This is a genomic window from Sphingomonas melonis, from assembly GCF_013409985.1.
In the GTDB taxonomy this organism is placed as follows: Bacteria; Pseudomonadota; Alphaproteobacteria; order Sphingomonadales; family Sphingomonadaceae; genus Sphingomonas; species Sphingomonas melonis_A.
The window spans coordinates 671,998-693,765 of sequence record NZ_JACCBY010000002.1 but is presented as its reverse complement, the minus strand read 5'-3'; the positions used below and the strand labels follow the sequence as shown (position 1 = coordinate 693,765).

22 protein-coding genes and 1 tRNA gene are annotated in these 21,768 nt (G+C 70.6%); all 23 read left to right on the top strand.

Going from position 1 to position 21,768, the window contains the following annotated elements; genetic code table 11:
- Positions 1-302: 302 nt before the first annotated feature.
- Positions 303-1,055, top strand: coding sequence for a molybdate ABC transporter substrate-binding protein (gene modA, locus HD841_RS09815; RefSeq protein ID WP_179508660.1), 753 nt, complete (start codon positions 303-305; stop codon positions 1,053-1,055).
- Positions 1,055-1,744 (top strand): molybdate ABC transporter permease subunit, encoded by a 690-nt coding sequence (modB, locus tag HD841_RS09810; RefSeq protein WP_179508659.1) that lies wholly within the window; start codon positions 1,055-1,057, stop codon positions 1,742-1,744. The genes modA and modB overlap by 1 nt, the downstream gene beginning before the upstream one ends.
- Complete coding sequence (locus HD841_RS09805; RefSeq protein WP_179508658.1) at positions 1,734-2,336, top strand: ATP-binding cassette domain-containing protein; 603 nt, start codon at positions 1,734-1,736, stop codon at positions 2,334-2,336. Before modB ends, HD841_RS09805 begins: the two co-directional genes overlap by 11 nt.
- A 67-nt stretch (positions 2,337-2,403) precedes the next feature.
- Positions 2,404-3,234 carry a type II secretion system protein N gene (locus HD841_RS09800; protein WP_179508657.1) on the top strand — a complete coding sequence of 277 codons (831 nt, stop codon included), beginning with the start codon at positions 2,404-2,406 and terminating at the stop codon, positions 3,232-3,234.
- Positions 3,235-3,248: 14 nt separating this feature from the next.
- Positions 3,249-5,474, top strand: coding sequence for a type II secretion system secretin GspD (gene gspD, locus HD841_RS09795; RefSeq protein WP_179508656.1), 2,226 nt, complete (start codon positions 3,249-3,251; stop codon positions 5,472-5,474).
- Between the two features lie 919 nt (positions 5,475-6,393).
- Positions 6,394-7,977, top strand: coding sequence for a GspE/PulE family protein (locus HD841_RS09790; RefSeq protein ID WP_179508655.1), 1,584 nt, complete (start codon positions 6,394-6,396; stop codon positions 7,975-7,977).
- Positions 7,978-8,240: 263 nt separating this feature from the next.
- Positions 8,241-9,464: a type II secretion system inner membrane protein GspF gene (gspF, locus tag HD841_RS09785; RefSeq protein ID WP_179508654.1), complete on the top strand. Its 1,224-nt coding sequence runs from the start codon at positions 8,241-8,243 to the stop codon at positions 9,462-9,464.
- An 8-nt stretch (positions 9,465-9,472) separates the two neighbouring features.
- Positions 9,473-9,913: a type II secretion system major pseudopilin GspG gene (gspG, locus tag HD841_RS09780; RefSeq protein ID WP_179508653.1), complete on the top strand. Its 441-nt coding sequence runs from the start codon at positions 9,473-9,475 to the stop codon at positions 9,911-9,913.
- 2 nt (positions 9,914-9,915) lie between these two features.
- Positions 9,916-10,398: a GspH/FimT family pseudopilin gene (locus HD841_RS09775; RefSeq protein WP_179508652.1), complete on the top strand. Its 483-nt coding sequence runs from the start codon at positions 9,916-9,918 to the stop codon at positions 10,396-10,398.
- 62 nt (positions 10,399-10,460) lie between these two features.
- A complete protein-coding gene (gspI, locus tag HD841_RS09770; protein ID WP_373562983.1) occupies positions 10,461-10,871 on the top strand; it encodes a type II secretion system minor pseudopilin GspI in 411 nt (136 codons plus the stop codon).
- A gap of 116 nt (positions 10,872-10,987) precedes the next feature.
- Positions 10,988-11,680, top strand: a complete 693-nt coding sequence (gene gspJ / locus HD841_RS09765) for a type II secretion system minor pseudopilin GspJ (protein ID WP_373562982.1) — start codon at positions 10,988-10,990, stop codon at positions 11,678-11,680.
- Positions 11,670-12,653: a type II secretion system minor pseudopilin GspK gene (gene gspK, locus HD841_RS09760; protein WP_179508650.1), complete on the top strand. Its 984-nt coding sequence runs from the start codon at positions 11,670-11,672 to the stop codon at positions 12,651-12,653. Before gspJ ends, gspK begins: the two co-directional genes overlap by 11 nt.
- Positions 12,650-13,723 carry a type II secretion system protein GspL gene (gene gspL / locus HD841_RS09755; RefSeq protein ID WP_179508649.1) on the top strand — a complete coding sequence of 358 codons (1,074 nt, stop codon included), beginning with the start codon at positions 12,650-12,652 and terminating at the stop codon, positions 13,721-13,723. The genes gspK and gspL overlap by 4 nt, the downstream gene beginning before the upstream one ends.
- On the top strand, positions 13,720-14,190 hold the full coding sequence (gene gspM / locus HD841_RS09750) for a type II secretion system protein GspM (protein WP_179508648.1): 471 nt from the start codon (positions 13,720-13,722) through the stop codon (positions 14,188-14,190). Before gspL ends, gspM begins: the two co-directional genes overlap by 4 nt.
- A complete protein-coding gene (gene gspN / locus HD841_RS09745) occupies positions 14,187-14,900 on the top strand; it encodes a type II secretion system protein N (protein WP_179508647.1) in 714 nt (237 codons plus the stop codon). The genes gspM and gspN overlap by 4 nt, the downstream gene beginning before the upstream one ends.
- 48 nt (positions 14,901-14,948) lie before the next feature.
- Positions 14,949-15,025: transfer RNA gene (locus HD841_RS09740), tRNA-His, on the top strand.
- A gap of 100 nt (positions 15,026-15,125) precedes the next feature.
- Complete coding sequence (locus HD841_RS09735) at positions 15,126-16,178, top strand: Glu/Leu/Phe/Val dehydrogenase family protein (RefSeq protein ID WP_179508646.1); 1,053 nt, start codon at positions 15,126-15,128, stop codon at positions 16,176-16,178.
- Between the two features lie 714 nt (positions 16,179-16,892).
- Entirely contained in the window at positions 16,893-17,633 is a 741-nt protein-coding gene (gene ccmC / locus HD841_RS09730; RefSeq protein ID WP_218845475.1) for a heme ABC transporter permease CcmC, read from the top strand.
- A 97-nt stretch (positions 17,634-17,730) separates the two neighbouring features.
- On the top strand, positions 17,731-18,165 hold the full coding sequence (ccmE, locus tag HD841_RS09725) for a cytochrome c maturation protein CcmE (RefSeq protein WP_179508645.1): 435 nt from the start codon (positions 17,731-17,733) through the stop codon (positions 18,163-18,165).
- A complete protein-coding gene (locus tag HD841_RS09720) occupies positions 18,162-20,078 on the top strand; it encodes a heme lyase CcmF/NrfE family subunit (protein WP_179508644.1) in 1,917 nt (638 codons plus the stop codon). Before ccmE ends, HD841_RS09720 begins: the two co-directional genes overlap by 4 nt.
- Positions 20,075-20,602 (top strand): redoxin family protein, encoded by a 528-nt coding sequence (locus tag HD841_RS09715; RefSeq protein ID WP_179508643.1) that lies wholly within the window; start codon positions 20,075-20,077, stop codon positions 20,600-20,602. The genes HD841_RS09720 and HD841_RS09715 overlap by 4 nt, the downstream gene beginning before the upstream one ends.
- A complete protein-coding gene (locus HD841_RS09710) occupies positions 20,599-21,003 on the top strand; it encodes a cytochrome c-type biogenesis protein (RefSeq protein ID WP_179508642.1) in 405 nt (134 codons plus the stop codon). Before HD841_RS09715 ends, HD841_RS09710 begins: the two co-directional genes overlap by 4 nt.
- The gene (locus HD841_RS09705; RefSeq protein ID WP_179508641.1) at positions 21,003-21,644 is read left to right on the top strand and encodes a tetratricopeptide repeat protein; all 642 of its coding nucleotides are present in this window, start codon (positions 21,003-21,005) and stop codon (positions 21,642-21,644) included. Before HD841_RS09710 ends, HD841_RS09705 begins: the two co-directional genes overlap by 1 nt.
- Positions 21,645-21,768: the final 124 nt, after the last annotated feature.

The following is a 21,768-nucleotide window of genomic DNA, read 5'->3' as shown; positions in this document are numbered from 1 at the left end:
GTTCGTGTCCGCGTCCTCCTTGCATCCGTCACCCCGGACTCGTTCCGGGGTCCACCGGGCCACAAGAGGACGGTGTCCGATCACGCCTTTCTCCTCGCCGCAGAGTGGACCCCGGAACACGTCCGGGGTGACGGGACGGGATGACAAGGCGGCGGACTCACGCGAACGTCCACACGATAGGCTTGCCCTCCCGGGGCCGGCGTTATCTCCAAAGCTTGCATGTCGATCCCGCCTAAAAACCACGGTCGCGCACCGCCGCGCCCTCGTCTACGACGGCGCTTTATTCGACCGAAGGTGCCGTCATGATCCGTTTCCTGCTGCTGGTGCTCGGCCTGTCGCTCACGGCGCCCGTCGCGGCGCAGCGCAAGCCGCCGCTGGTGCTCGCCGCCGCCAGCCTGCAGGAATCGATGAACGCCGCCGCCGACGCCTGGGCGAAACAGGGCCATGTGCGCCCCGTCGTGTCCTTCGCCGCCTCCTCCGCGCTCGCCCGACAGGTCGAGTCCGGCGGGGCGGCCGACCTGTTCGTCTCCGCCGATCAGGAGTGGATGGATGCGCTCGCCGCCAAGCGGCTGATCGTCGCCAGCAGCCGCGTCACCTTCCTCGGCAACCGCCTCGTCGTCGTCGCGGCCAGGGGCAATCCGGTGCGCATTCCGGTCCGCCCGGCCGCCGCGCTGGCGCGCGTGCTCACCGCCGGACCGCTGGCGATGGCCGACACGCCGGTCCCCGCCGGCCGCTATGGCGAGGCGGCGTTGCGCAGCCTCGGCGTGTGGCGCGCGGTCGCGCCCAAGGTCGTGCGCGGCGACAGCGTCCGCGCGGCGCTGACGCTGGTCGAGCGCGGCGCCGCGCCGCTCGGCATCGTCTATGCCACCGATGCAAAGGCGTCCGCGGCGGTGCGCATCGCCGGTGTCTTCCCGGCGCGCAGCCATCCGCCGATCACCTATCCGGTGGCGCGCCTCGCGGCGTCGAGGAACCCGGAAAGCGAGGGCTTCCGCCGCTTCCTCATCAGCCACGCCGGCAAGGCGATCTTCGCGCGCTACGGATTCACCCCGCGCTGATGCTGTCGCCCGAGGAATGGACGATCGTCGCGCTGTCGCTCAGGGTCGGGGGCGTGGCGATGGCGGCGGTGCTGCCGCTCGCCTTCGCGCTCGCCTGGCTGCTCGCGCGCGGGCGCTTTCCCGGCAAGCTGCTGCTCGACGCGCTCGTCCATCTGCCGCTGGTGGTGCCGCCGGTGGTGACCGGCTGGCTGCTGCTGCTCGCCTTCGGCCCCAATGGCCCGGTCGGTGGGCTGCTCGAACGCTGGTTCGGGATCAGCGTGCTGTTCCGCTGGACCGGCGCGGCGATCGCGGCGGCGGTCATGGCGCTGCCGCTGATGGTGCGCGCGATGCGCCTGTCGATCGAGGCGGTCGACCGCCGTCTCGAAAGCGCCGCGCGCACGCTCGGCGCAGGGCCGTGGCGGGTGTTCTGGACGCTGACGCTGCCGCTCAGCCTGCCCGGCATCCTCGCCGGCGCGGTGCTCGGCTTCGCGCGGTCGATCGGCGAGTTCGGCGCGACGATCACCTTCGTCTCCAACGTGCCGGGCGAGACGCAGACGCTGCCGCTCGCCATCTATTCCGCGCTCCAGCAGCCCGGTGCCGAGGCGACCGTGTGGCGCCTGTCGGCCATGTCGGTCGCGCTCAGCCTCGCCGCGCTGCTCGTCTCCGAACTGCTCACCCGTCGCGTCCGCCGGGGGCTGCATGTCCTTTGAGATCAATGTCGCCAAGCGGCTCGGCGAGGCATCGGTCGCGCTCGACCTGACCGCGGGCGAGGGGCTCACCGTGCTGTTCGGCCCGTCGGGGATCGGCAAAACCAGCGTCCTCAACATGGTCGCCGGCCTGCTCCGCCCCGATGCGGGGCGGATCGTCGTCGCCGGTCGCATCCTGTTCGATTCGGCCGCGGGGATCGACGTCGCGCCGCAGCACCGCCGCGCCGGCTATGTCTTCCAGGACCCGCGGCTGTTCCCGCATCGCCGCGTCCGCGCCAACCTCCTCTATGGCGCCGCGGACGATAGCGGCCTTGCCGCAACCGTCGCGATGCTCGGCATCGGCCATCTGCTCGATCGCTGGCCGCGAACGCTGTCCGGCGGCGAGGCGCGCCGCGTCGCGATCGGTCGCGCGCTGCTCAGCGACCCCGCCTTCCTGCTGCTCGACGAGCCGCTGTCCTCGCTCGACCGGGCGCGGCGCGGCGAGATCATGGATGCGCTGCTGCGGGTCCGCGACGGGGCGGGCCTACCGATCCTGATGGTCACCCACGACCCCGAAGAGGCCGAACGACTCGGCACCCGCATCGTCGCGGTATGATCCCCTCTTTGCCGCAAAACCGTAACATGCCATGCGTAGGCGATAAGCTGCGGGACGGGATGACTTCATGCGCTTGAAACTCGACGCGCGCACGCGGCGCCTTTTGCGCCGCCTGCCCGTCGTGAATGTGTATTCGCTGGCCGAGCTGATCCTGATCGCAGGGCTGGCGACGCAGAGCGCGCGGCTGGTCTGGACGCTGGTGACGCCGGTGTCGCCGCTCGGCGACTGGCGCCCGGCCGCGGTCACCGTGCCGGGCCGCCCCTATGACGTGCTCGCCGGCTTCGATCCCTTCTTCCGCCTCGGCGGGCCGCAGCAGGGGCCGGCGACGGTCACCTCGCTCCAGCTGACCTTGTTCGGCATCCGCGTCGACGAGGCGTCGGGCCGCGGCTCGGCGATCGTCGCCGGTCCCGACAACGTCCAGAAGAGCGTCGCGGTCGGTGAGGAGATCCAGCCCGGCGTGCGGCTGAAGGCGGTCGCCTTTGACCATATCACCATTGACCGGGGCGGCACCGCGGAGGATCTGTTCCTGGTCCAGTCCGACGCGCCGGCCGCGGCCCCGGGCGCCCCGGCTGCGCCCGGCGCGCCGCCCGCGCCGGGCGGCGTCCAGCCCGCCGCGATCCGCGCCAACCAGATCCGTGACGAGATCGGCTTCATCCCGCGCATCGATTCGGGCCGCATCTCGGGCCTCGTCGTCCGTCCGCAGGGGTCGGGCACGCTGTTCCGCACCGCCGGCCTGCGCGACGGCGACGTCGTCACCGCGATCGGCGGCCGGCCGGTCAGCGGCCCGCAGGATCTCGACCGCGTCACCGCCGACTTCGCCGGCGGCGGCAACATCCCCATCACCGTAGAACGTGGGTCGCAGACGCTTGCGCTCGCCATCACGATCGCGCCCAATTGATGAAGACGGCCCCCATGAAGACGCTCGCCTCCGCCCTGCTGCTCTCCACCGCCGCGCTCGCGCTGCCGACGCAGGCGCTGGCGCAGACCACGCTCAACGTCCGCGATGCCGACATCCGCGCCTTCATCGCCGATGCCGCGAAGGTGACGGGGCGCACCTTCATCATCGACGCGCGCGTCAACGGCAAGGTGACGGTGGTCACCGACCGCCCGCTCAGCCGCTCCGAATATTTCGAGACCTTCCTGTCGACGCTGCGCGCCAACGGCCTCGTCGCGGTGCCGACCGGCAATGGCGCGTTCCGCATCCAGCCGATCGACAATGCCGCCTCGCAGCCGAGCCGCATCGGCTCCGCCGGCGCCAACCGCAACAGCTTCGTCACCGAGATCGTCCGCCTCCGCTCGATCGACGCGACCCAGGCGATCGAGACGGTGCGCCCGCTGGTCAGCGCGCAGGGGTCGGTCAGCGCCAATCGCGGCTCGAACAGCCTCGTCGTCGTCGATTTCGGCGACAATATCCGCCGCATCCGCGAAGTGCTGCGCCGCGTCGACGCCGACAATGCCTCGACTCGCGTCGTCGCGCTCAAGAACGCCTCGGCCAAGGAGATCGCCGCCGCGTTGCAGGGCCTCGCCACCGGCGCGCCGGGCGGGCAGGGTGGCGCGCAGGGCGGCGTCGGCACCAGCGTCACCGCGGTCGACAGCAGCAATTCGGTCATCATCCGCGGCGACGCCAACAGCGTCGCGCGCCTCGTGCAGGTCGCGCAGGACCTCGACCAGAAGGCGAAGAACGGCACCGAGATCCGCGTCGTCTTCCTCGAAAACGCCGATGCCGCGCAGCTCCTGCCCGTCCTCCAGCAGCTCGTCGGCCAGACCCCCGATGCGGTGCAGGAGCCGCAGCTCTCGCGCACCCAGACCGGCTTCGGCAGCAGCACCGGCGGCGGCGCCCAGGGCAATCAGCCGCGCCAGTTCAACCAGACCCCGACGCAGCAGCCGAGCGGCGGCGGCGGCAGCGCCAGCGGACCCGGCCAGCCCGCGATCACCACCCAGGGCGGCCGCACCGCCGCGGTCGTCACCCGCTTCCAGGGCGCGAACGCGATCGTCATTGCCGCGCCCGCCGATATCCAGCGCCAGCTCTCCGACGTCGTCCGCCAGCTCGACACCCGCCGCGAACAGGTGCTGATCGAGGGCATCGTCGCCGAGGTGTCGGACGCGACGGTCAACCGGCTCGGTGCGCAGTTCGTCCTCGCCAACCCCTCGGGCGGCGCCTTCGCCGCCTCGACCTTCTCGAACAGCGCGCCCAACATCCTCCAGATCGCCGGCGCCATCGGCGCGCAGTCGCTGGGGTCGAGCCGCACCGTCACCACCGCCCCCGACGGCACCCGCACCGAAACGATCACCAACAATTCCGCGTCGGATTCGCTCACCCAGTCGGCGCTCAATTCGATCCTCAGCTCGACCGGCGGCTTCGGCGGCTTCGGCGGCAAAATCGGCGACGTGCTGTTCGGTGCGATCATCAACGCGGTGAAGAGCGACACCACATCCAACCTGCTCCAGGTCCCGCATCTGGTGACGGTCGACAATCAGGAAGCGCACAGCCTCGTCGGCCAGGAGATCCCGATCACCACCGGCCAGGCGCTGTCGAACAATTTCGACAACACCTTCCGCACCACGCAGCGCGAGAATGTCGGCATCGAGCTGACTGCGCGGCCGCAGGTCAATTCATCCGGCACGGTCAAGCTCAACCTGCGCCTCGAAGTCAGCTCGATCGCCGGCCCGGTGTCGAGCGACAACAGCGACCTCATCCTCAACAAGCGCGAGATCGAGACGACGCTGACCGTCGACGAGGGCCAGATCGCGGTGATGGGCGGCCTGCTCAGCGACGAGGAGCGCCGCACGATCGAGAAGATTCCGCTGCTCGGCGACATTCCGGTGCTCGGCAACCTGTTCAAGTCGAAGGCCAAGTCGCGCAACAAGACCAATTTGATGATCTTCATCCGCCCGACGATCCTGCGCAACGCCGCCGACAGCCGCAAGGTCGCCGAGCAGCGCTACGGCTACATCCGCCTGCAACAGGGCCTGCAATCGCCGGGCGAGGAGCCGTCGATCGACGAACTGGTCCGCGACTATATGGGCGCCGCCCCGCCGATCCCCTCGGCGCCGATCCCCGGCAATATCGAGGACCCGCGCATCGCCGTGCCGATCCAGCACAACACCACCAAGATCATCCGCCCGAGGGATCGATGAAGGGCGTGCTTGCCGACCGTGCCCCCTCGCGCGCGTCATCCCGGCGAAAGCCGGGACCGGCGGACGCGGTACGGCCGGCGTCGGCACGCACCATCGGCACCCCGCACCCATGGCTCCCGGCCTCCGCCGGGATGACGAAGGGGGAGGATACCTCTCTCATCCCCCACACCGTCATCCCCGCGCAGGCGGGGATCCATACCCGCGGACCGCGCGGCTCCATCGCGACCCTTGCGCGTATGGATCCCCGCCTGCGCGGGGATGACGAAAGGGGTGAGGGGGGCGTCACTACCATCGGCACCGCCGCAGGACCATTGGGGATTGGGCCGTCTGTCCGTCACTCCACCACGCCATCGTCATCCCGGCGAAAGCCGGGACCCACGGACACGGCGCAACCGGCGTCGGCGCGCGCCATCGGCGCCCCGCACCCATGGCTCCCGGCTTCCGCCGGGATGACGAAGGAGGGGGATTCCTCCCTCATCCCCCACCACACCGTCATCCCCGCGGAGGCGGGGATCCATACCCGCGGACCGCGCGGCTCCATCGCGACACCTGCGCCTATGGATCCCCGCCTCCGCGGGGATGACGAAGGGGGTGGGGGGCCCTTCACGACCATCGGCACTGCCACAGGGCCATCGGGCGTTGCGTCTGTCCGTCACTCCCCCCCTCCATCGTCATCCCGGCGAAAGCCGGGACCCACGGACACGGCGCAACCGGCGTCGGCACGCGCCATCGGCGTCCCGCACCCATGGCTCCCGGCTTCCGCCGGGATGACGAAGGGGGAGGGCGATTGCCCATCCCCCAAAAGGTCCTCCCCGCGCAGACGGGGATCCAGACGCGCGGATGTCGCGATGGAGCCGCGCGGTCCGCGGCTATGGATCCCCGCCTGCGCGGGGATGACGAACCTCGGGGGAACCAACCTATGATCATCCGCACCGGCGACGCGCTCGACGCCCCGCTCGACACCGCCCCCGAAACGCTCCTCGTGCCAGAGCCGCCCGCCCCGTCGGAGCCGCTGCCGATGCTCGTCATACCCTATGCCTTCGCGCGCAAGCATGGCGTCGTCGTCACCCACACCGACACCAACACGCATCTCACCGTCGCGTTGCGCGCCGGCGCCAACCCCAAGACGTTGCTCGAGATCCGCCGCTACCTCGCCCGTCCGTTCGACGTCACCATCGTCGAGGCGCCGCAGTTCGACCGCCTGCTCTCCGACAATTACGCGATGGACGGCCAGGCCAATGCGCTCGCCGCGGTCGGCATGGGCGACGAACTCGACAGCCTCGCCGAGGGCCTGCCGACCGCGGAAGACCTGCTCGACACCGCCGACGACGCCCCCGCGATCCGCCTCATCAACGGCATCATCGCCGACGCCGCGCGCAACGGCGTCTCCGACATCCATATCGAGCCGTATGAGACCGGCCTGATCGTCCGCATGCGCATCGACGGCGTGCTGCGCGAGACGCTCCGCATGCCGCCGCACGTCGCCCCCGTCGTGGTGAGCCGCATCAAGGTCATGGCCCGGCTCGACATCGCCGAGCGGCGCGTGCCGCAGGACGGCCGCATGGGCCTCACCCTCGGCGGCAAGTTGCTCGACGTCCGCGTCTCGACGCTGCCGAGTCGCGCCGGCGAGCGCGTCGTGCTGCGTATCCTCGACAAGGACAATGCCGGCATCGATCTCGACGCGCTCGGCATGGACGAGCGGATGTACGCGCTGCTGCGCGGCGCGCTCGCCGAGCCCAATGGCATCATCCTCGTCACCGGCCCGACGGGTTCGGGCAAGACCACCTCGCTCTACGGCGCGCTGCGCCTGCTCAACGACGGCAGCCGCAACATCCTCACCGTCGAGGATCCGGTCGAATATGCCGTCGAGGGCGTCGGCCAGACGCAGGTCAATCCCAAGGTCGGCCTGACCTTCGCCGCGGGGCTGCGCGCGATCCTGCGCCAGGACCCCGATGTCGTCATGGTCGGCGAAATCCGCGATCGCGAGACTGCCGAGATCGCGGTGCAAGCGTCGCTGACCGGCCATCTCGTGCTCTCGACCGTCCACACCAACGACGCGATTGGCGCGATTACCCGCATGCGCGACATGAAGGTCGAACCGTTCCTGCTCGCCTCGACGCTGCGCGCGGTGATCGCGCAGCGGCTGGTGCGCCGGCTCTGCCCGGTCTGCCGCCGCGCCGTGCCGGGGTCGAGCGGCGTCGCCGGCCTGCTCGGCATCGAGCCCGAGGCGATCGTCTACGAATCGGTCGGCTGCCCCGAGTGCAACCACACCGGCTTCAAGGGCCGGATCGGCGTGTTCGAGGCGGTGCGGGTCGACGACACGATCCGCCGCTTCATCAACGACGGCGCCGACGAGACCGCGATCGCCGCCCACGCCTTCGCCCGCACGCCCAATCTCGCGCAGGCCGCCGAGGCGCTGGTCCGCCGCGGCCTGACGACGCCGGAGGAGGCGGTGCGCGTGTCGCGCCGGGATGCGACCGATGTCGTGGTCGACGATGCGTAGCCAGGCGCGAATCCTCTCCGGCAGGGCTGGGGCGTCGGCTATGACGGCGCCCATGAGGCCCGATCGCCTCGCCCACAATATCCCGTCACCCCGGACGTGTTCCGGGGTCCACTCCGCGGCGAGGAGAAGGGCTGGAGAGGCAGGACGTACCGCTGCGGCCCGGTGGACCCCGGAACAAGTCCGGGGTGACGGTGTGGCTGGGGACATGTCCCGCGCGGACACCCACCTTAAGCCATCGCCCACCCCATACCGGCGCCCATCGCATGGCTGACTTCGACTATCTCGCCATCGACACGCGCGGGCAGGAGCAGCGCGGCCATGTCGCCGCGCCGTCGCTCGACGCCGCGCGGGCGCAGCTCGACCGCCGCAAGCTCTACGTCGTCCGCCTCGAACCGGGCGCGCCGCTGGCGGCGACCAGCCGCCCGCTGTTCGGCATCCGGCTCGGCGCGAAGAAGATGAGCGTCAAGCAACTCACCCTCTTCACCCGCCAGCTCGCGACGCTCAACCGCGTCTCGCCGCTCGAGGAATCGCTCCGCACCATCACCCGCCAGACCGAGCAGGACAGCGTCCGCACCATCGTCTCCCACGTCCACGCCGGCGTCGTCGAGGGCCGCCGCCTTGCCGATTCGATGGCGCGCGAGGGCAAGAGCTTCCCGCCGCTCTATCGCGCGATGGTCTCGGCCGGCGAAAGCTCGGGCAGCCTGCCGACGATCCTCGACCGGCTCGCCGCGCTGCTCGAACGCCAGGCGGAGATTCGCGGCAAGCTCATCACCGCGCTCGCCTATCCGACCATCCTCGCGGTCGTCGCGATGGGCGTCGTCACCGCGCTGATGATGTTCGTCGTTCCGCAAGTTGTCGAGCAATTCGATACGGTTGGACAGGAATTGCCGCTGCTCACCCGGATCGTCATCGGCCTGTCCGACGTCCTCGTCGGCTATTGGTGGCTGATCGCGCTATGCGTGGCGTTAGTGGCGTTAGCCACCTGGTACGCGCTGCGCGATCCGGCGCTGCGCCTCGCCTTCGACACCGCCTTGCTGCGCCTGCCGCTGCTCGGCCGGCTGTTCCGCGACCTCCACGCCGCGCGCATGTCGCGCACGCTCAGCACGATGATCGCCAGCCGCCTGCCGCTGCTCGAAGGGCTCGCGCTCACCGCCTCGACGATCCACAACCGCCGCCTGCGCGCCGCCTCGGACGAGATCGTCGACGCGATCCGCGGCGGCGGCAGCCTGTCCGCCGCGATGCGCCGCGCCAACGTCTTCCCGCCGCTGCTCACCTATCTCGCGGCGTCAGGCGAGGCGGCGGGGCGGCTTGACGAGATGCTGGAGCGCGCCGCCGACTATCTCGAGCGCGAGTTCGACCGCTTCACCGCCACCGCGCTGTCGCTGCTCGAACCCGCGATCATCGTCGTGATGGGCGGCGTCGTCGCGACGATCGTGCTATCCATCCTGCTGCCCATCCTCCAGCTCAACACGCTGGCCGGCCAATGAGGACCCACATGCGTACCGAACCCAAGAAGCGCCATCGCAACGACGAAGGCTTTACCCTCGTCGAGCTGATGGTGGTCATCGTCATCATCGGCCTGCTCGCCGCGATCGTGACGTTCAACGTCCTGCCTGCCGGCGACAAGGGCAAGATCACCAAGGCGAAGTCGGACATCAGCACGATCGAGGGCGCGCTGGAGATGTACCGGCTCCAGATGAACAGCTATCCGACCACGTCGCAGGGCCTGCAGGCGCTCGTCACCGCCCCCGCCGGCGTCAACGCCGCCGAATATCAGCGCGGCGGCTATATCAAGAAGCTGCCGCCCGATCCCTGGGGCCGCCCCTACCTCTACGCCTCGCCCGGCCAGCACGGCGAGGCCGACGTCTGGAGCCTCGGCGCCGACGGCAAGGAAGGCGGCGAGGGCGTCAACGCCGACATCACCAGCTGGCAGTAACCATGGCCCCGTGCCGCAACGGCTCTGGTCCGCGCTGGCGTGACGCCCAACAGGGCTTTACGCTTGTAGAGCTGATGGTGGTGGTGACCATCATCGGCCTAGCGGCGGCCGTGGCGGTGTGGAACATGCCCGATCCCCGCGGCCGGCTGGCGGACGAGGCGGCGCGGTTCGCCCTGCGCGCCCGCGCCGCGCACGATGCCGCGATCGTCGATGCCCGGCCGGTCAGCATCTGGGTCACCGCCGGCGGCTATGGCTTCGACCGGCGCGGCGCCGGCCAGTGGATTGCGATGGCGGAGAAGCCGCTGCGCGTCGAACGCTGGACCGAGGGCACCGTCGCCGCCACCGGCGAGGCGAGCGGCCGGTTGCGCATCGTCTTCGATCCCACCGGCCTCGCCGACCGCCCGGCGCAGATCACGCTGACCCGCAGCGGCGCGCGCGCGGTGATCGACATGGCCGCCGACGGATCGGTCCGGGTGGCGAGCTGATGCGGACGCGCCGCCATCCTGCTCCTGTGAAAGCGGGGGCCCGAAGTCTCACGCACCGTCTTGTGTCGCGCTGCCGGATTCCGCGCTCCTGCGTCCTAGGGAGCGGGGGGCAAGACCGCGGCTTCACGCTTATCGAGATCATGGTCGCGCTCGCGGTGTTCAGCCTCGCGGTGCTCGCGCTGCTGCGGCTCGAGACCGCGACCATCCGCGGCGCCCGCACGCTCGACGAGAGCCTCGTCGCCGGCCTCGTCGCGCGCAACGTCGCCAACGATGCGGTCACCGAAGCGCAGCCGCCCGTCGCCGGCCGCACCACTGGCAGCGAGGTCAACGGCGGCCGCACCTGGACCTGGGTGCGGCAGGTACGCGGCACCGGCAATGCCGCGATCGTCCGCATCGACGTCGCAGTGACCAACCGCGCCGGACAGATCGTCGGCCGCACCACCGCGATCCGCCCGCCGGACCAGCCATCGTGACGGCCACCCGCTCACCCCGCCCACACCGTCACCCCGGACTCGTTCCGGGGTCGACCGTGCCGCAAGCCCAGCGGCTTAACGGTGCGAGGCCCCGTGGACCCCGGAACGAGTCCGGGGTGACGGGAAAGGCGGGGCAGGCGTCACGACGGCTCGCGACCGAAACCGGCTTCACCCTCGTCGAGGTGATGATCGCGCTCATGATCTTCGGCATGCTCGCCGCGGCGGGCGTGGCGATCCTGACCTTCAGCGTCCGCGCGCAGACCGCCACCGGCAAGCGCTTCGACGACATCGCCGCACTCAACCGCACCGCCTCGCTGCTCGCCGGTGACCTCGGCCAGGCGATCGACCGGCCGGCGCGCGACGAGGGCGGCGTCATGCTCCCGGCCTTCACCGGCGAGAGCGATGGCCGCATGCGCTTCGTCCGCACCGGCTGGGCGAACGTCGATGCCGCGCCCCGCGCCAGCGCGCAGAAGGTCGCCTATCAGATCGACGGCAACACGCTGCTGCGCGTCGCCTATCCGATGATCGACGGCGCCGCGCCGCTCCCGGCGGTGACGCTGCTCGACAAGGTCGCCGGCGTCGGCGCGCGGTATCGCTACAAGGGCGCATGGAGCGACCGCTGGGACGGCAGGCAGGGCGCGCCGCTGCCGCAGGCAGCCGAGATCGTCGTGCGCCGCACCAACGGCACTGCCTTCCGCCTGATGCTGCTGGTCGGGTCGGGCAGCAGCGCCGCAGCGGTGCCCAATCCGCAATCCTCGCCCACCCCCGGCGCCACCGGCACGCCCCCCGGACAACGCAATGCCCGCTGACCGCGAGCGCGGCGCCGCGCTGCTCACCGTGCTGCTGCTCGTCGCGATGATCGCGGTGCTTGCCGGCACCGCGCTCGAACGGCTGCGGCTGACGACGCGGCTCGCCGGCAACGTGCTCGCCGGCGAACAGGCGCGCGGCTACGCCCGTGCCGCAGAGGCGCTTGCCACCACCAAGGTCACCGACATGCTCGGCACCAGCCGTGACCGCGTCACGCTCGCCGGCGGCTGGAGCAACCGCCCGTTCGGCCTGCCGCTGCCCGGCGGCGGTCTGGCGGTGGCGCGGGTGCGCGACGGTGGCAATTGCTTCAATCTGAACGGTCTCGTCACCGCTGCGGCGCCCGGTGTCTACATCTCGACACAGGCGATCCCGCAGCGCCTCCAGTTCGTCCGGCTGATGCGCCTGCTCAACGTGCCCGCCCAGTCCGCCGAGCGGATCGCCGCCGCCACCGCCGACTGGATCGACACCGATCAGGACCAGCAGGGCAATGGCGCCGAGGACCCCGTCTATCTCGCCCGCGCGACGCCGTACCGCACCGGCGGCACGCTGATGGCCGATCCCAGCGAATTGCGCGCCGTCGACGGCGTCACGCCCGAAATCTACGCACAGCTCCGCCCATGGATCTGTACATTGCCCGACCCCAAACCCACGGCGATCAACATCAACACGCTCACTCCCGAGCAGGCGCCGCTGGTCGCGATGCTCTTCCCCGGCACTCTGTCGGCCGATGCGATCCGTGGCATGCTCCTGCGCCGCCCGCCGCAGGGCTTCAAGGACGCCAGCACCTTCCTCAACCTTGCCGGCAACGGCGCGTCGCCCGATAACGGACCGGGCAGCCTTGCCGTCACCTCGACCTGGTTCGCGCTCGCCATCGACGTCAGCACCGGCGGCGTGCAATTGCAGGAAAGGGCGCTGATCGACGCAAGCCGGCTTCCCGCGCGGCTCGTTGCGCGGCAATGGGGCGACGAATCATGACGACGCTCCTGTTCCTTCCTTCCGGTGACCGCGGCTATCGCTGGCTCCGCCTCGCCGACGGCATCATCCGCGAAGGCGAGGGCGTCCCCGATGCTGCCGATGCGCCCGTCATCGCTATCGCGCCGGCGGAGGCGATCGCGCTGCACTGGGCCGAGCTGCCCAGCCGATCGCCCGCGCAGGCGGTTGCCGCCGCGCGCCTGCTCGTCGCCGAGGCGAGCGCCACCCCGCTCGCCGAACTTCATGTCGCGGTTGGCGACGAGGGCGAGGGCGAGCGCCCGATCGCGGTCGTCGCAATGGCGCAGATGGCGCAATGGCTCACCGACCTCACCGCGCACGGCATCGACCCGCTCGCGATCGTGCCCGCGCCGCTGCTGCTGCCGCGCCCCGAGGAAGGCTATGTCCGCGCGACGATCGCCGGCGCGGCGCTGGTGCGCAGCCGCACCACCGGCTTCGCCGACGAGGCGCCGCTCACCGACCTCGTCATCGGCGACACGCCGCAGCAGACGCTCGACCGCGTCGCGATCGACGCCGCGCTCGCCGCGACGGTGGAGGCGCCGGTGCTCGATCTGCGTCAGGGGCCGTTCGCCCGGCGGCGCCGCATCGGCATCGACTGGGGCTTGGTCCGCCGGCTTGCGCTGCTCGGCGCCGCCATCCTGCTCGTGACGCTCGGCATCGATTTGGTCCGGATCGCAAAATACAGTTTCGGCGCCGACGCGCTGGAGAGCCGCGCCGAGGCGCTCGGCCGCACCGGCCTCGCCCGTGGCGAGACGGTGACCGATGTCGACCGCCAGCTCGCCGAACGGCTGGCGGCGGTGCGTGGTCCCGGCCTCGGCTTCACCACGACGGTCGCGGCGATCTACGACGCCATCCGCGCGACGCCGGGTACCGAGCTGACCTCGCTCGATTTCCAGTCGAACGGCAGCGTCCGCATCGGCGTCGGCGCGGCGCGCGAATCGCTGCCGACTGATCTCAAGCGGACGCTGGAGAGGGCGGGCTTCACCGTCGAGGCCGGCACGTTCCAATCCGCCAACGGAAGGGTGACGGGCGAGATGACGGTGAGCCGGCGATGAGTTCCTTGCGCACCTGGTTCGCCGGACGATCGCTGCGTGAGCGGCGAATGATCCTCGTCATGCTCGCGCTGCTCGCGGTGACGATCGTGTGGGGCGGGATCATCCTGCCCGTCCGCGATGGCCTGTCGAGTGCGCGTGAGCGCTATGCCGATGCGGTCGTCCGCTTCGCCGCGACGCAGGACGAGGTCGACCTGCTCCGCTCCGCCGGCCGGCGCGTGCCGCTCAACGGCTCGCTCGCCGACACGCTACGGCTGCGCGCCGACGCGGCCGGACTCGCGCTCGCCACCGTCGACGAATCGGGCAGCGGCCGGGTCCATGCGACGATCCAGGCGGCCAAGCCCGCCGCGCTCGGCCGCTGGCTTGGCGGGCTTGAGGCGAGCGGCATCTTGGTCGAATCAGCGACGTGGCGCGACAATCAGGACGGCAGCGTCGCCGCCGACCTCGTCGTGCGGGCGCGCGCGGCATGAGGCGCATCCGCCTCCGCACCGGCCCGGTTGCGCTGTTCGGCGGCCTGATGCTGCTCGCGCTCATCGCCTTCCTGCCGCTGCGGCTGGTGCTCGGCGTGGTCGGCCTCGGCGAACAGGGCTTTTCGGCGCGTACCGTTACCGGCACCGTCTGGGACGGTCGCCTCAACGAGGCGCGCTTCGGCGACCTTGCGCTCGGCTCGCTCGACGCCAGCCTGTCGCCGTTCGCGCTGCTGCTCGGCCGCGCCCGCGTCGCCGTCGATGGCGATCCCGGCCTCGTCCATGGCGCGATCACGCTGAGCCGCCACGGCCAGGGCATCGACGACATGACCGCGACGCTGCCGACCGGTGGCGCCTTTGCGCCGCTGCCGGTCAACCAATTGTCGCTGGAGGGTGTCACCGTCCATTTCACCGACACCGTTTGCGACAAGGCGGAGGGGCGCGTCCGCGCGCGGCTGATCGGCGAGGCGGCCGGCGTACCGCTGCCCGCCGAACTGTCCGGCGCCGTCCGCTGTGACGGCGGCGCCTTGCTGCTGCCGCTGGTCAGCCAGGCCGGGACCGAGGGAATCGAGCTGCGCATCACCGGCAACGGCCGCTACACCGCGGCGCTGCGTATCGCGCCCGGCGATCCCGCCGCTGCGCAGCGTCTTGCCGCCGCCGGATTCGTCGGCGGGCAGGGCGGTTATCGACTTTCCGTCGAAGGACGCTTCTGATGGCCTTGACGACAGGCGCCTGCCCCCGCTAGGGGCGCAGCCTTCGCGGCGACCGTAGTTCAATTGGTTAGAGCGCCGGCTTGTGATGCCGGAAGTTGCGGGTTCAAGTCCCGTCGGTCGCCCCATTCTCCGCCTTCCCGCCGCCTCGACCCAAATCCGGGCTAGCCAAAGGTGTTGAGAAATAATATTACGACGGTTCGTAATTTTCTGGCAGCGGAGTGGGCTATGACGTCGGTGTGGGATCTTCCCGATTTCGATTCGCATGAGGGTGTTCACACCTTCACGGATCGCGCCTCCGGTCTCCGCGCCATCATCGCGGTTCATTCGACTCACCTCGGGCCGGCCGCAGGCGGCGCGCGCTTCTGGCATTATGCCTCGGGCGACCAGGCGGTGACCGACGCGCTGCGCCTGTCGCGCGGCATGAGCTTCAAGAACGCCATGGCCGGCCTCGCGCTTGGCGGCGGCAAGGGCGTCATCCTCGCCGATGCGCCCGGTGCGGTGATCAGCGAGGAGCGCCTCAAGGCGTTCGGCCGTGCGGTCGAATCGCTCGGCGGCACCTATGTCACCGCGGAAGACGTCGGCATGTCCGAGTCGCGGATGAAGGTCATCGCCGGCGAGACCAAGTTCGTCAGCGGCCTGCCGGTGGCGAGCGGCGCGGCGGGCGGCGACCCCGGCCCGTACACCGCGCATGGCGTCTATCTCGGCGTCAAGGCGGCGGCCAAGCGCGGCCTCGGCACCGACGACATGCAGGGCGTGCATGTCGCGATCCAGGGCGTAGGATCGGTCGGCGGCGGGCTCGCCAAGTTGCTTGCCAAGGACGGTGCGCGCCTGACGCTCGCCGACGTCCACGCTGAGCGCGCCAAAGCGCTTGCGGCCGAGCTCGGCGCCGAGACGGTGGCGGCGGGGGCGATCCTCGGCGTCGAGGCGGACATTTTCAGCCCGAACGCGCTCGGCGCGATCCTCACCGAAGCGACGATCCCGACCTTGGTCGCCAAGGTCGTCGCCGGCGGCGCCAACAACCAGCTCGCGACGCGCGAGGATTACGACCGCCTTCACGACCGCGGCATCCTCTACGCGCCCGATTACGTCATCAATGCCGGTGGCATCATCAACGTCGGCCTCGAATATCTCGGCCAGGGCGACGAGGCCGAGGTGATGGCCCGCATCGCCAAGATCCCCGCCCGCCTCAACGAGGTCTGGGACGAGAGCGAGCGCACCGGCCGCCCCGCCGCGGAAGTGGCCGACACGATCGCGCAGCGGCTGATCGGGCGGGGGTAAGCGGCCCATACGGCGGCGGGGGGCTGCGGTGGAGCGTGGCGGGATGCGTCTCCGCAATCGCCGGGCTTGTTGTGTATTCCCCCCGTCACTGCCCCGCAGCAACCTCCCGAGCGTTGTAGGGCTATCGCTATGACTAAGGTGGTGAGGCTCGATCCACTCCTCACCAGATTCGTCACCCCGGACTCGTTCCGGGGTCCACGGGGCCGCGAGGGCACGGTGTCGGATCGAGCCTTTCTCCTCGCCGCAGAGTGGACCCCGGAACAAGTCCGGGGTGACGGCGTGGGCTTGGGACACGGCGGACTTATAAAGACGCTCCCATTGCCCAGCCTCCGCTGGGAGGAACTGGACAAACCAGCCAAATACCCGACCCTCATTCCTCCCTCGCGCAGCGGGGGAGGGGGACCGCCCGGCGCAGCCGGGTGGTGGAGGGGGCGTCTCCGCAGGCGCCGACCTCACCGGATAGGCATGTCCGTCGCGCTTTCAATTCGAAGCAGGGGCGATGACGCCGCCTCCACACCACCGCAACGCACCGAAGCAAGCACCCTCCCCGTCCGACACCCCTCGTTCCGCTAGCCCCGCCCAAGCTCCTTCTCATCGCGCCAATCATCACAATTTCCGAAACGATACGGCTCGATCGTTTCCGTTAAGGTGTCCTTATCGTCCAAGTCGTCCAACACGCGACGGTAACGGGTGACGGCGCCCGCAAAGCTTTCTATGGCTGGTGTAGCCGTGCCGACCCTCCATGCCCTTGCCAATCCTGCGCGTTTCCTCGCTCTTGCGCGTCCGGCGACGCCGGTGCTGCTGTGGGCGGGACTCGTGCTGCTGGCGGTCGGCTGCTGGGCGGGACTGACGCAGACGCCGCCCGACTATCTGCAAGGCGACAGCGTCCGCATCCTCTACATCCACGTGCCCGCCGCCTGGCTCGGCATGGGCGGCTGGAGCGGGCTGGCGATCAGCAGCATCGCCTTCCTCGTCTGGCGGCATCCGCTCGCCGATGTCGCGGCGCGCGCGATCGCGCTGCCCGGCGCGGTGTTCGCCGCGGTCTGCCTCGTCACCGGATCGATCTGGGGGCGGCCGACCTGGGGGACGTGGTGGCAGTGGGACGGGCGGCTGACCTCGATGCTGCTGCTGTTCTTCGTCTATTGCGGCTATATGGCGCTCGCCCGCGCCGATGCCGAGCGCGGCGGCGACGGCCGCATCCCCGCGCTCTACGGCATCGCCGGGACCGTCTTGCTGCCGATCATCCGCTATTCGGTGGTGTGGTGGAACACGCTCCACCAGGGGCCGTCGATCGGCCTGACCCGGTCGAGCATCGCCGGCAGCATCCTCTGGCCGCTCGGCTTCACCATGGCGGGCTTCACCTTGCTGTTCGCGGGGATCGTGCTGATGCGGATGCGCGCCACGCTCGCGCGGCTGAAGGCGGAAGCGCGGATGCGGCGGATGGCGCGGCCATGAACGCCTGGCCGTTCGTCATCGCGGCCTATGCGATCGCGCTCGGTGCTGCCGTGGCGCTGCTGCTGGCGAGCTGGCTGGCGATGAAGCGCGCCGAGAAATGAAGGCCAAGCATCAACGCCTGACGCTGGTGCTGCTGGCGCTGGCGGCGGTGGTCGCCGCGGCGCTGCTCGCCATGTCGGCGCTCAAGGATCAGGCGTCCTTCTTCTACGCCCCCTCCGACGTGGCGCGGCAGGGCCTGCCGCTCGGTCGCGCGGTGCGCCTCGGCGGCATGGTGCAAGCGGGGTCGATCAAGCGCGCGCCTGACGGCGTCACCGTCCATTTTGTCGTCGGCGACGGCATCGCCACCACGCCCGTCACCTTCGCCGGTATCACCCCGGACCTGTTCCGCGAGCGTTCCGGCGTCGTCGCCGAGGGGCATTTCAACCCCGACGGCAGCTTCACCGCCACCAACCTGCTGGCCAAGCACGACGAAAAATACATGCCGCCCGAACTCGCCGGCAAGATGCACGAAACCCGGACGCTCGAGCCATGATGGCGGAGGCGGGGCTCGCCGCGCTCTGGCTGGCGGCGGCGCTGGCGGCATTGCAACTGGCGATGGCGACGCTTGGGCTGACGCGCGCGCAGCCGGCGCCGGTCGCGGCGGTGCGGCCGATCGCGATCGTTCAGGGGGCGCTTGCGGCACTGGCGATGGTGGCGCTGGTCGCCGTTTTCCTCGCCTCCGACATGTCGGTGAAGCTGGTCGTCGAGAACAGCCATTCCGCCAAGCCGTGGATTTACAAATTCGCCGGCGCCTGGGGCAATCACGAAGGGTCGATGCTGTTGTGGGTGACGATCCTCGGCCTCGCCGGCGGCGCGGTGGCGTTTCTCGAGCGGCGACTGCCCGAGCGTACGCTGATCGCGACGCTGGGCGCGCAGGCGGCGATCGCGCTCGGCTTCTACGCCTTCCTGCTCTTCGCCTCCAACCCCTTCGCACGGATCAGCCCGGCGGCGAGCGACGGCCTCGGCCTCAACCCGCTGTTGCAGGACCCCGGTCTGGCCTTCCACCCGCCGACGCTCTACATCGGCTATGTCGGCATATCCGTCGCCTTCTCCTTCGCGGTCGGGGCGCTCGTCACGCGCGATGTCGGCCCGGTGTTCGCCAAGGCGATGCGGCCCTGGGTGCTCGGCGCCTGGATCTTCCTGACGCTCGGCATCACCGCGGGCAGCTATTGGGCCTATTACGAACTCGGCTGGGGCGGCTGGTGGTTCTGGGACCCGGTCGAGAATGCGTCGCTGATGCCGTGGCTCGCGGCGACCGCCTTGCTCCATTCGGTGACCGTGCTCGCCACCCGCGACGGCCTGCGCGCCTGGACGGTGATGCTCGCCGTCGTCGCCTTTTCGATGTCGATGATCGGCACCTTCCTTGTCCGCTCGGGCATCCTGACCAGCGTCCACGCCTTTGCCGTCGATCCCGAGCGCGGCGCGTTCATCCTCGTGCTGCTCGCGCTCTATATCGGCGGTGCGCTGGCGCTGTTCGCGGCGCGGATCGGGACGGTGCGCGCCGGCACCACGTTCGAATTCGTCAGCCGCGAGGGCGGGCTGGTGATCAACAACCTGCTGCTGTCGGTAATTCTCGGCGTCGTGCTGATCGGCACGCTCTACCCGCTCGTCGCGGCGGGCTTCGGCGTCCAGCTCTCGGTCGGCCCGCCGTTCTTCAACGCCGCGGCGGGGCCGATCGCGCTCGCGCTGGTCGTGGTGATGGCGGTCGGGCCGCTGCTGCGCTGGCGTCGCGACGAGGCAAGCGCGCTGCTCGACCGGCTGATCTGGCCGATCGCCGCGGCGGGGTTCACCGGCGCCGGGCTGGTCGCGCTGGCGCCGCCGGGCGTCATGCCGCTGCTCGGCCTGTCGCTCGCCGCCGGGCTGGCGGTGGCGAGCGTGCTGCCGCTGATCGGCCGCAATCCGTGGCGGACGCCGCTGTTCACCTGGGGCATGGTCGTCGCGCATCTCGGCATCGCCGTCAGCCTCGCCGGCATGGCGTGCGACAGCGCCTATACTGCCGAGACGCTGGTCGCCGCGCGGGTCGGCCAGCCGGTGCGCGTCGGCCCCTATGTCGTGCGGCTCGACGGCATCAAGCCGGTGGTGGGCGTCAATTGGTCGGCGCTCGAGGCGCGGCTCAGCGCCACGCGCGACGGTGAGCGGCTTGTGCTCCGACCGCAGTCGCGTTTCTTCTCCGACCCGGTCACCACGACCAGCGAAAGCGCAATCGCCACCGAATGGGATGGCCAGCTCTACACCGTGCTGGGTCAGCCCGACGGGCAGGGACGCTGGCAGCTGCGCCTGTGGTGGAAGCCGTTCGTGACGCTGATCTGGTTCGGCGGCGCGCTGATCGCGCTCGGCGGGCTGCTGTCGCTGGTCGGACGCTGGCGGCGCGAGCGACGCGCCGCGGCACGGGAGGCGTTCGCATGAGGCGCGTGCTGCTCTGGACGCCGCTGGTCGCCTTCGCCGTGCTGCTCGTGGTGGTGGCGAGCGGCTTGTTCCGCCCCGCCGACCGTACGGTGCACTCGGCGCTGATCGGCAAGCCGCTCCCCGACTTCACGCTGCCGCCGATCGCGCCGGGCAAGCCCGGCCTGTCCAGCACCGCGTTCCGGCAGGGCCGGCCGCGCTTGCTCAACATCTTCGCGAGCTGGTGCATTCCCTGCGCCGCCGAATCACCGCAGCTGCTGCGTCTGAAGGCGATGGGCGTGCCGATCGACGCAATCGCGATCCGCGACACCGCGCCCGCGCTGCGCGACTTCCTGAGCCGCTATGGCGATCCCTACGACCGGGTCGGCGGCGATGCGCAGAGCGCGGTGCAACTCGCGCTCGGCTCGTCGGGCGTGCCGGAGAGCTTCGTGATCGACGGCACGGGTCGCATCGTGCTCCAGCATATCGGCGATATCCGCGCCGATGAGGTCGACGCCATCGCCGCCGCCGTGCGGAACGCGCGATGAGACACTGGCTGCTGCTCGCCGCGCTGATCGCCGCCCCGGCGTCGGCCGACCCGTCGACGCCGCCCGCCGCGCTCGCCAATACGCAGCTGCGCGACCCGGCGCAGGAAGCGCAGGCGCGCGCGCTGATGGCGACGCTGCGCTGCCTCGTCTGCCAGGGCCAGTCGATCGCGGACAGCGACGCGAGCATGGCGGGCGACATGCGCGCCCTGGTGCGCAGCCGCATCGCGGCCGGCGAAAAGCCCGATGCGATCCGGACGTGGCTGATCGAGCGTTACGGCGATTACGTCAGCTACGATCCGCCGCTCGGTGCGGCGACCTGGCCGCTGTGGCTGGCGCCGATCGCGCTGCTTGCCTTGGGCGTGGCGATCGCCCGCTCCAGTTTCAGGCGGCGTCGGCGCTGATGGGCTGGCTGGCGCTCATCCTGATCGCGGCGGCGGCGATGGCGGCGCTGATCCTGCTGCGCGTCGACCGGCTGCTCTGGTCGATGATCGGTGCGGCGCTGATGCTCGGTGCGGCGGGCTATGCATGGCAGGGCTCGCCGACGCTGCCGGCCAGTCCGGCGCGGCCGGAGGCGCTGCGAGTCGCCGACGATCCCTCGCTGGTCGATCTGCGCGAGCGGATGCTCGGCCGCTTCACCGCCGATGCGGCCTATCTGATCGCATCGGATGCGATGGCGCGCTCGGGTGACCGGCGGTCGGCGGTGCGGGCGATCCTCGGCGGTCTCAACCGCTATCCGCAGAGCCTGATGCTATGGACGGGGCTCGGCACCGCGCTGGCGACGCATGACGGCAACGTCGTGTCGCCACCCGCCTTGTTCGCCTTCCGCCAAGCGATCCGGATCGCACCGGAGCATCCCGCACCGCTGTTCTTCCTTGGCCTCGCCTATATCCGTGCCAATGATTATCCGGCGGCGCGGCAGGCGTGGGCAAAGGCGCTGGCGCTCTGCCCGGAGCGGGCGTCCTATCGGCGCGATATCGCGGTGCGGCTGGCCTTGCTGGACCGGTTGCTGGCGAGCCAGCCGCAGCGGCAGCCCCAGCGTTAGTCGTCCAGCGGCGGCGCCGCGCGATGAACAATATGGACACCTAACCGAAACGATCTTCTCTTGTAGTTTCGGATTTTGCACTGATCCATCGTGGGAAGAGCGCCCGTAAACCGGCTTCGGCCGA

Coding starts and splice junctions, on each gene's coding strand:
- ccmE (WP_179508645.1), top strand. CDS start 17,731: ATGAAGGCCAAGCATCAACGCCTGACGCTGGTGCTGCTGGCGCTGGCG.
- HD841_RS09775 (WP_179508652.1), top strand. CDS start 9,916: ATGGCCCCGTGCCGCAACGGCTCTGGTCCGCGCTGGCGTGACGCCCAA.
- gspM (WP_179508648.1), top strand. CDS start 13,720: ATGAGTTCCTTGCGCACCTGGTTCGCCGGACGATCGCTGCGTGAGCGG.
- gspD (WP_179508656.1), top strand. CDS start 3,249: ATGAAGACGCTCGCCTCCGCCCTGCTGCTCTCCACCGCCGCGCTCGCG.
- gspF (WP_179508654.1), top strand. CDS start 8,241: ATGGCTGACTTCGACTATCTCGCCATCGACACGCGCGGGCAGGAGCAG.
- HD841_RS09705 (WP_179508641.1), top strand. CDS start 21,003: ATGGGCTGGCTGGCGCTCATCCTGATCGCGGCGGCGGCGATGGCGGCG.
- HD841_RS09790 (WP_179508655.1), top strand. CDS start 6,394: ATGATCATCCGCACCGGCGACGCGCTCGACGCCCCGCTCGACACCGCC.
- HD841_RS09715 (WP_179508643.1), top strand. CDS start 20,075: ATGAGGCGCGTGCTGCTCTGGACGCCGCTGGTCGCCTTCGCCGTGCTG.
- HD841_RS09720 (WP_179508644.1), top strand. CDS start 18,162: ATGATGGCGGAGGCGGGGCTCGCCGCGCTCTGGCTGGCGGCGGCGCTG.
- gspN (WP_179508647.1), top strand. CDS start 14,187: ATGAGGCGCATCCGCCTCCGCACCGGCCCGGTTGCGCTGTTCGGCGGC.
- gspK (WP_179508650.1), top strand. CDS start 11,670: ATGCCCGCTGACCGCGAGCGCGGCGCCGCGCTGCTCACCGTGCTGCTG.
- modA (WP_179508660.1), top strand. CDS start 303: ATGATCCGTTTCCTGCTGCTGGTGCTCGGCCTGTCGCTCACGGCGCCC.
- HD841_RS09805 (WP_179508658.1), top strand. CDS start 1,734: ATGTCCTTTGAGATCAATGTCGCCAAGCGGCTCGGCGAGGCATCGGTC.
- HD841_RS09800 (WP_179508657.1), top strand. CDS start 2,404: ATGCGCTTGAAACTCGACGCGCGCACGCGGCGCCTTTTGCGCCGCCTG.
- HD841_RS09710 (WP_179508642.1), top strand. CDS start 20,599: ATGAGACACTGGCTGCTGCTCGCCGCGCTGATCGCCGCCCCGGCGTCG.
- modB (WP_179508659.1), top strand. CDS start 1,055: ATGCTGTCGCCCGAGGAATGGACGATCGTCGCGCTGTCGCTCAGGGTC.
- HD841_RS09735 (WP_179508646.1), top strand. CDS start 15,126: ATGACGTCGGTGTGGGATCTTCCCGATTTCGATTCGCATGAGGGTGTT.
- gspG (WP_179508653.1), top strand. CDS start 9,473: ATGCGTACCGAACCCAAGAAGCGCCATCGCAACGACGAAGGCTTTACC.
- gspL (WP_179508649.1), top strand. CDS start 12,650: ATGACGACGCTCCTGTTCCTTCCTTCCGGTGACCGCGGCTATCGCTGG.
- ccmC (WP_218845475.1), top strand. CDS start 16,893: ATGGCTGGTGTAGCCGTGCCGACCCTCCATGCCCTTGCCAATCCTGCG.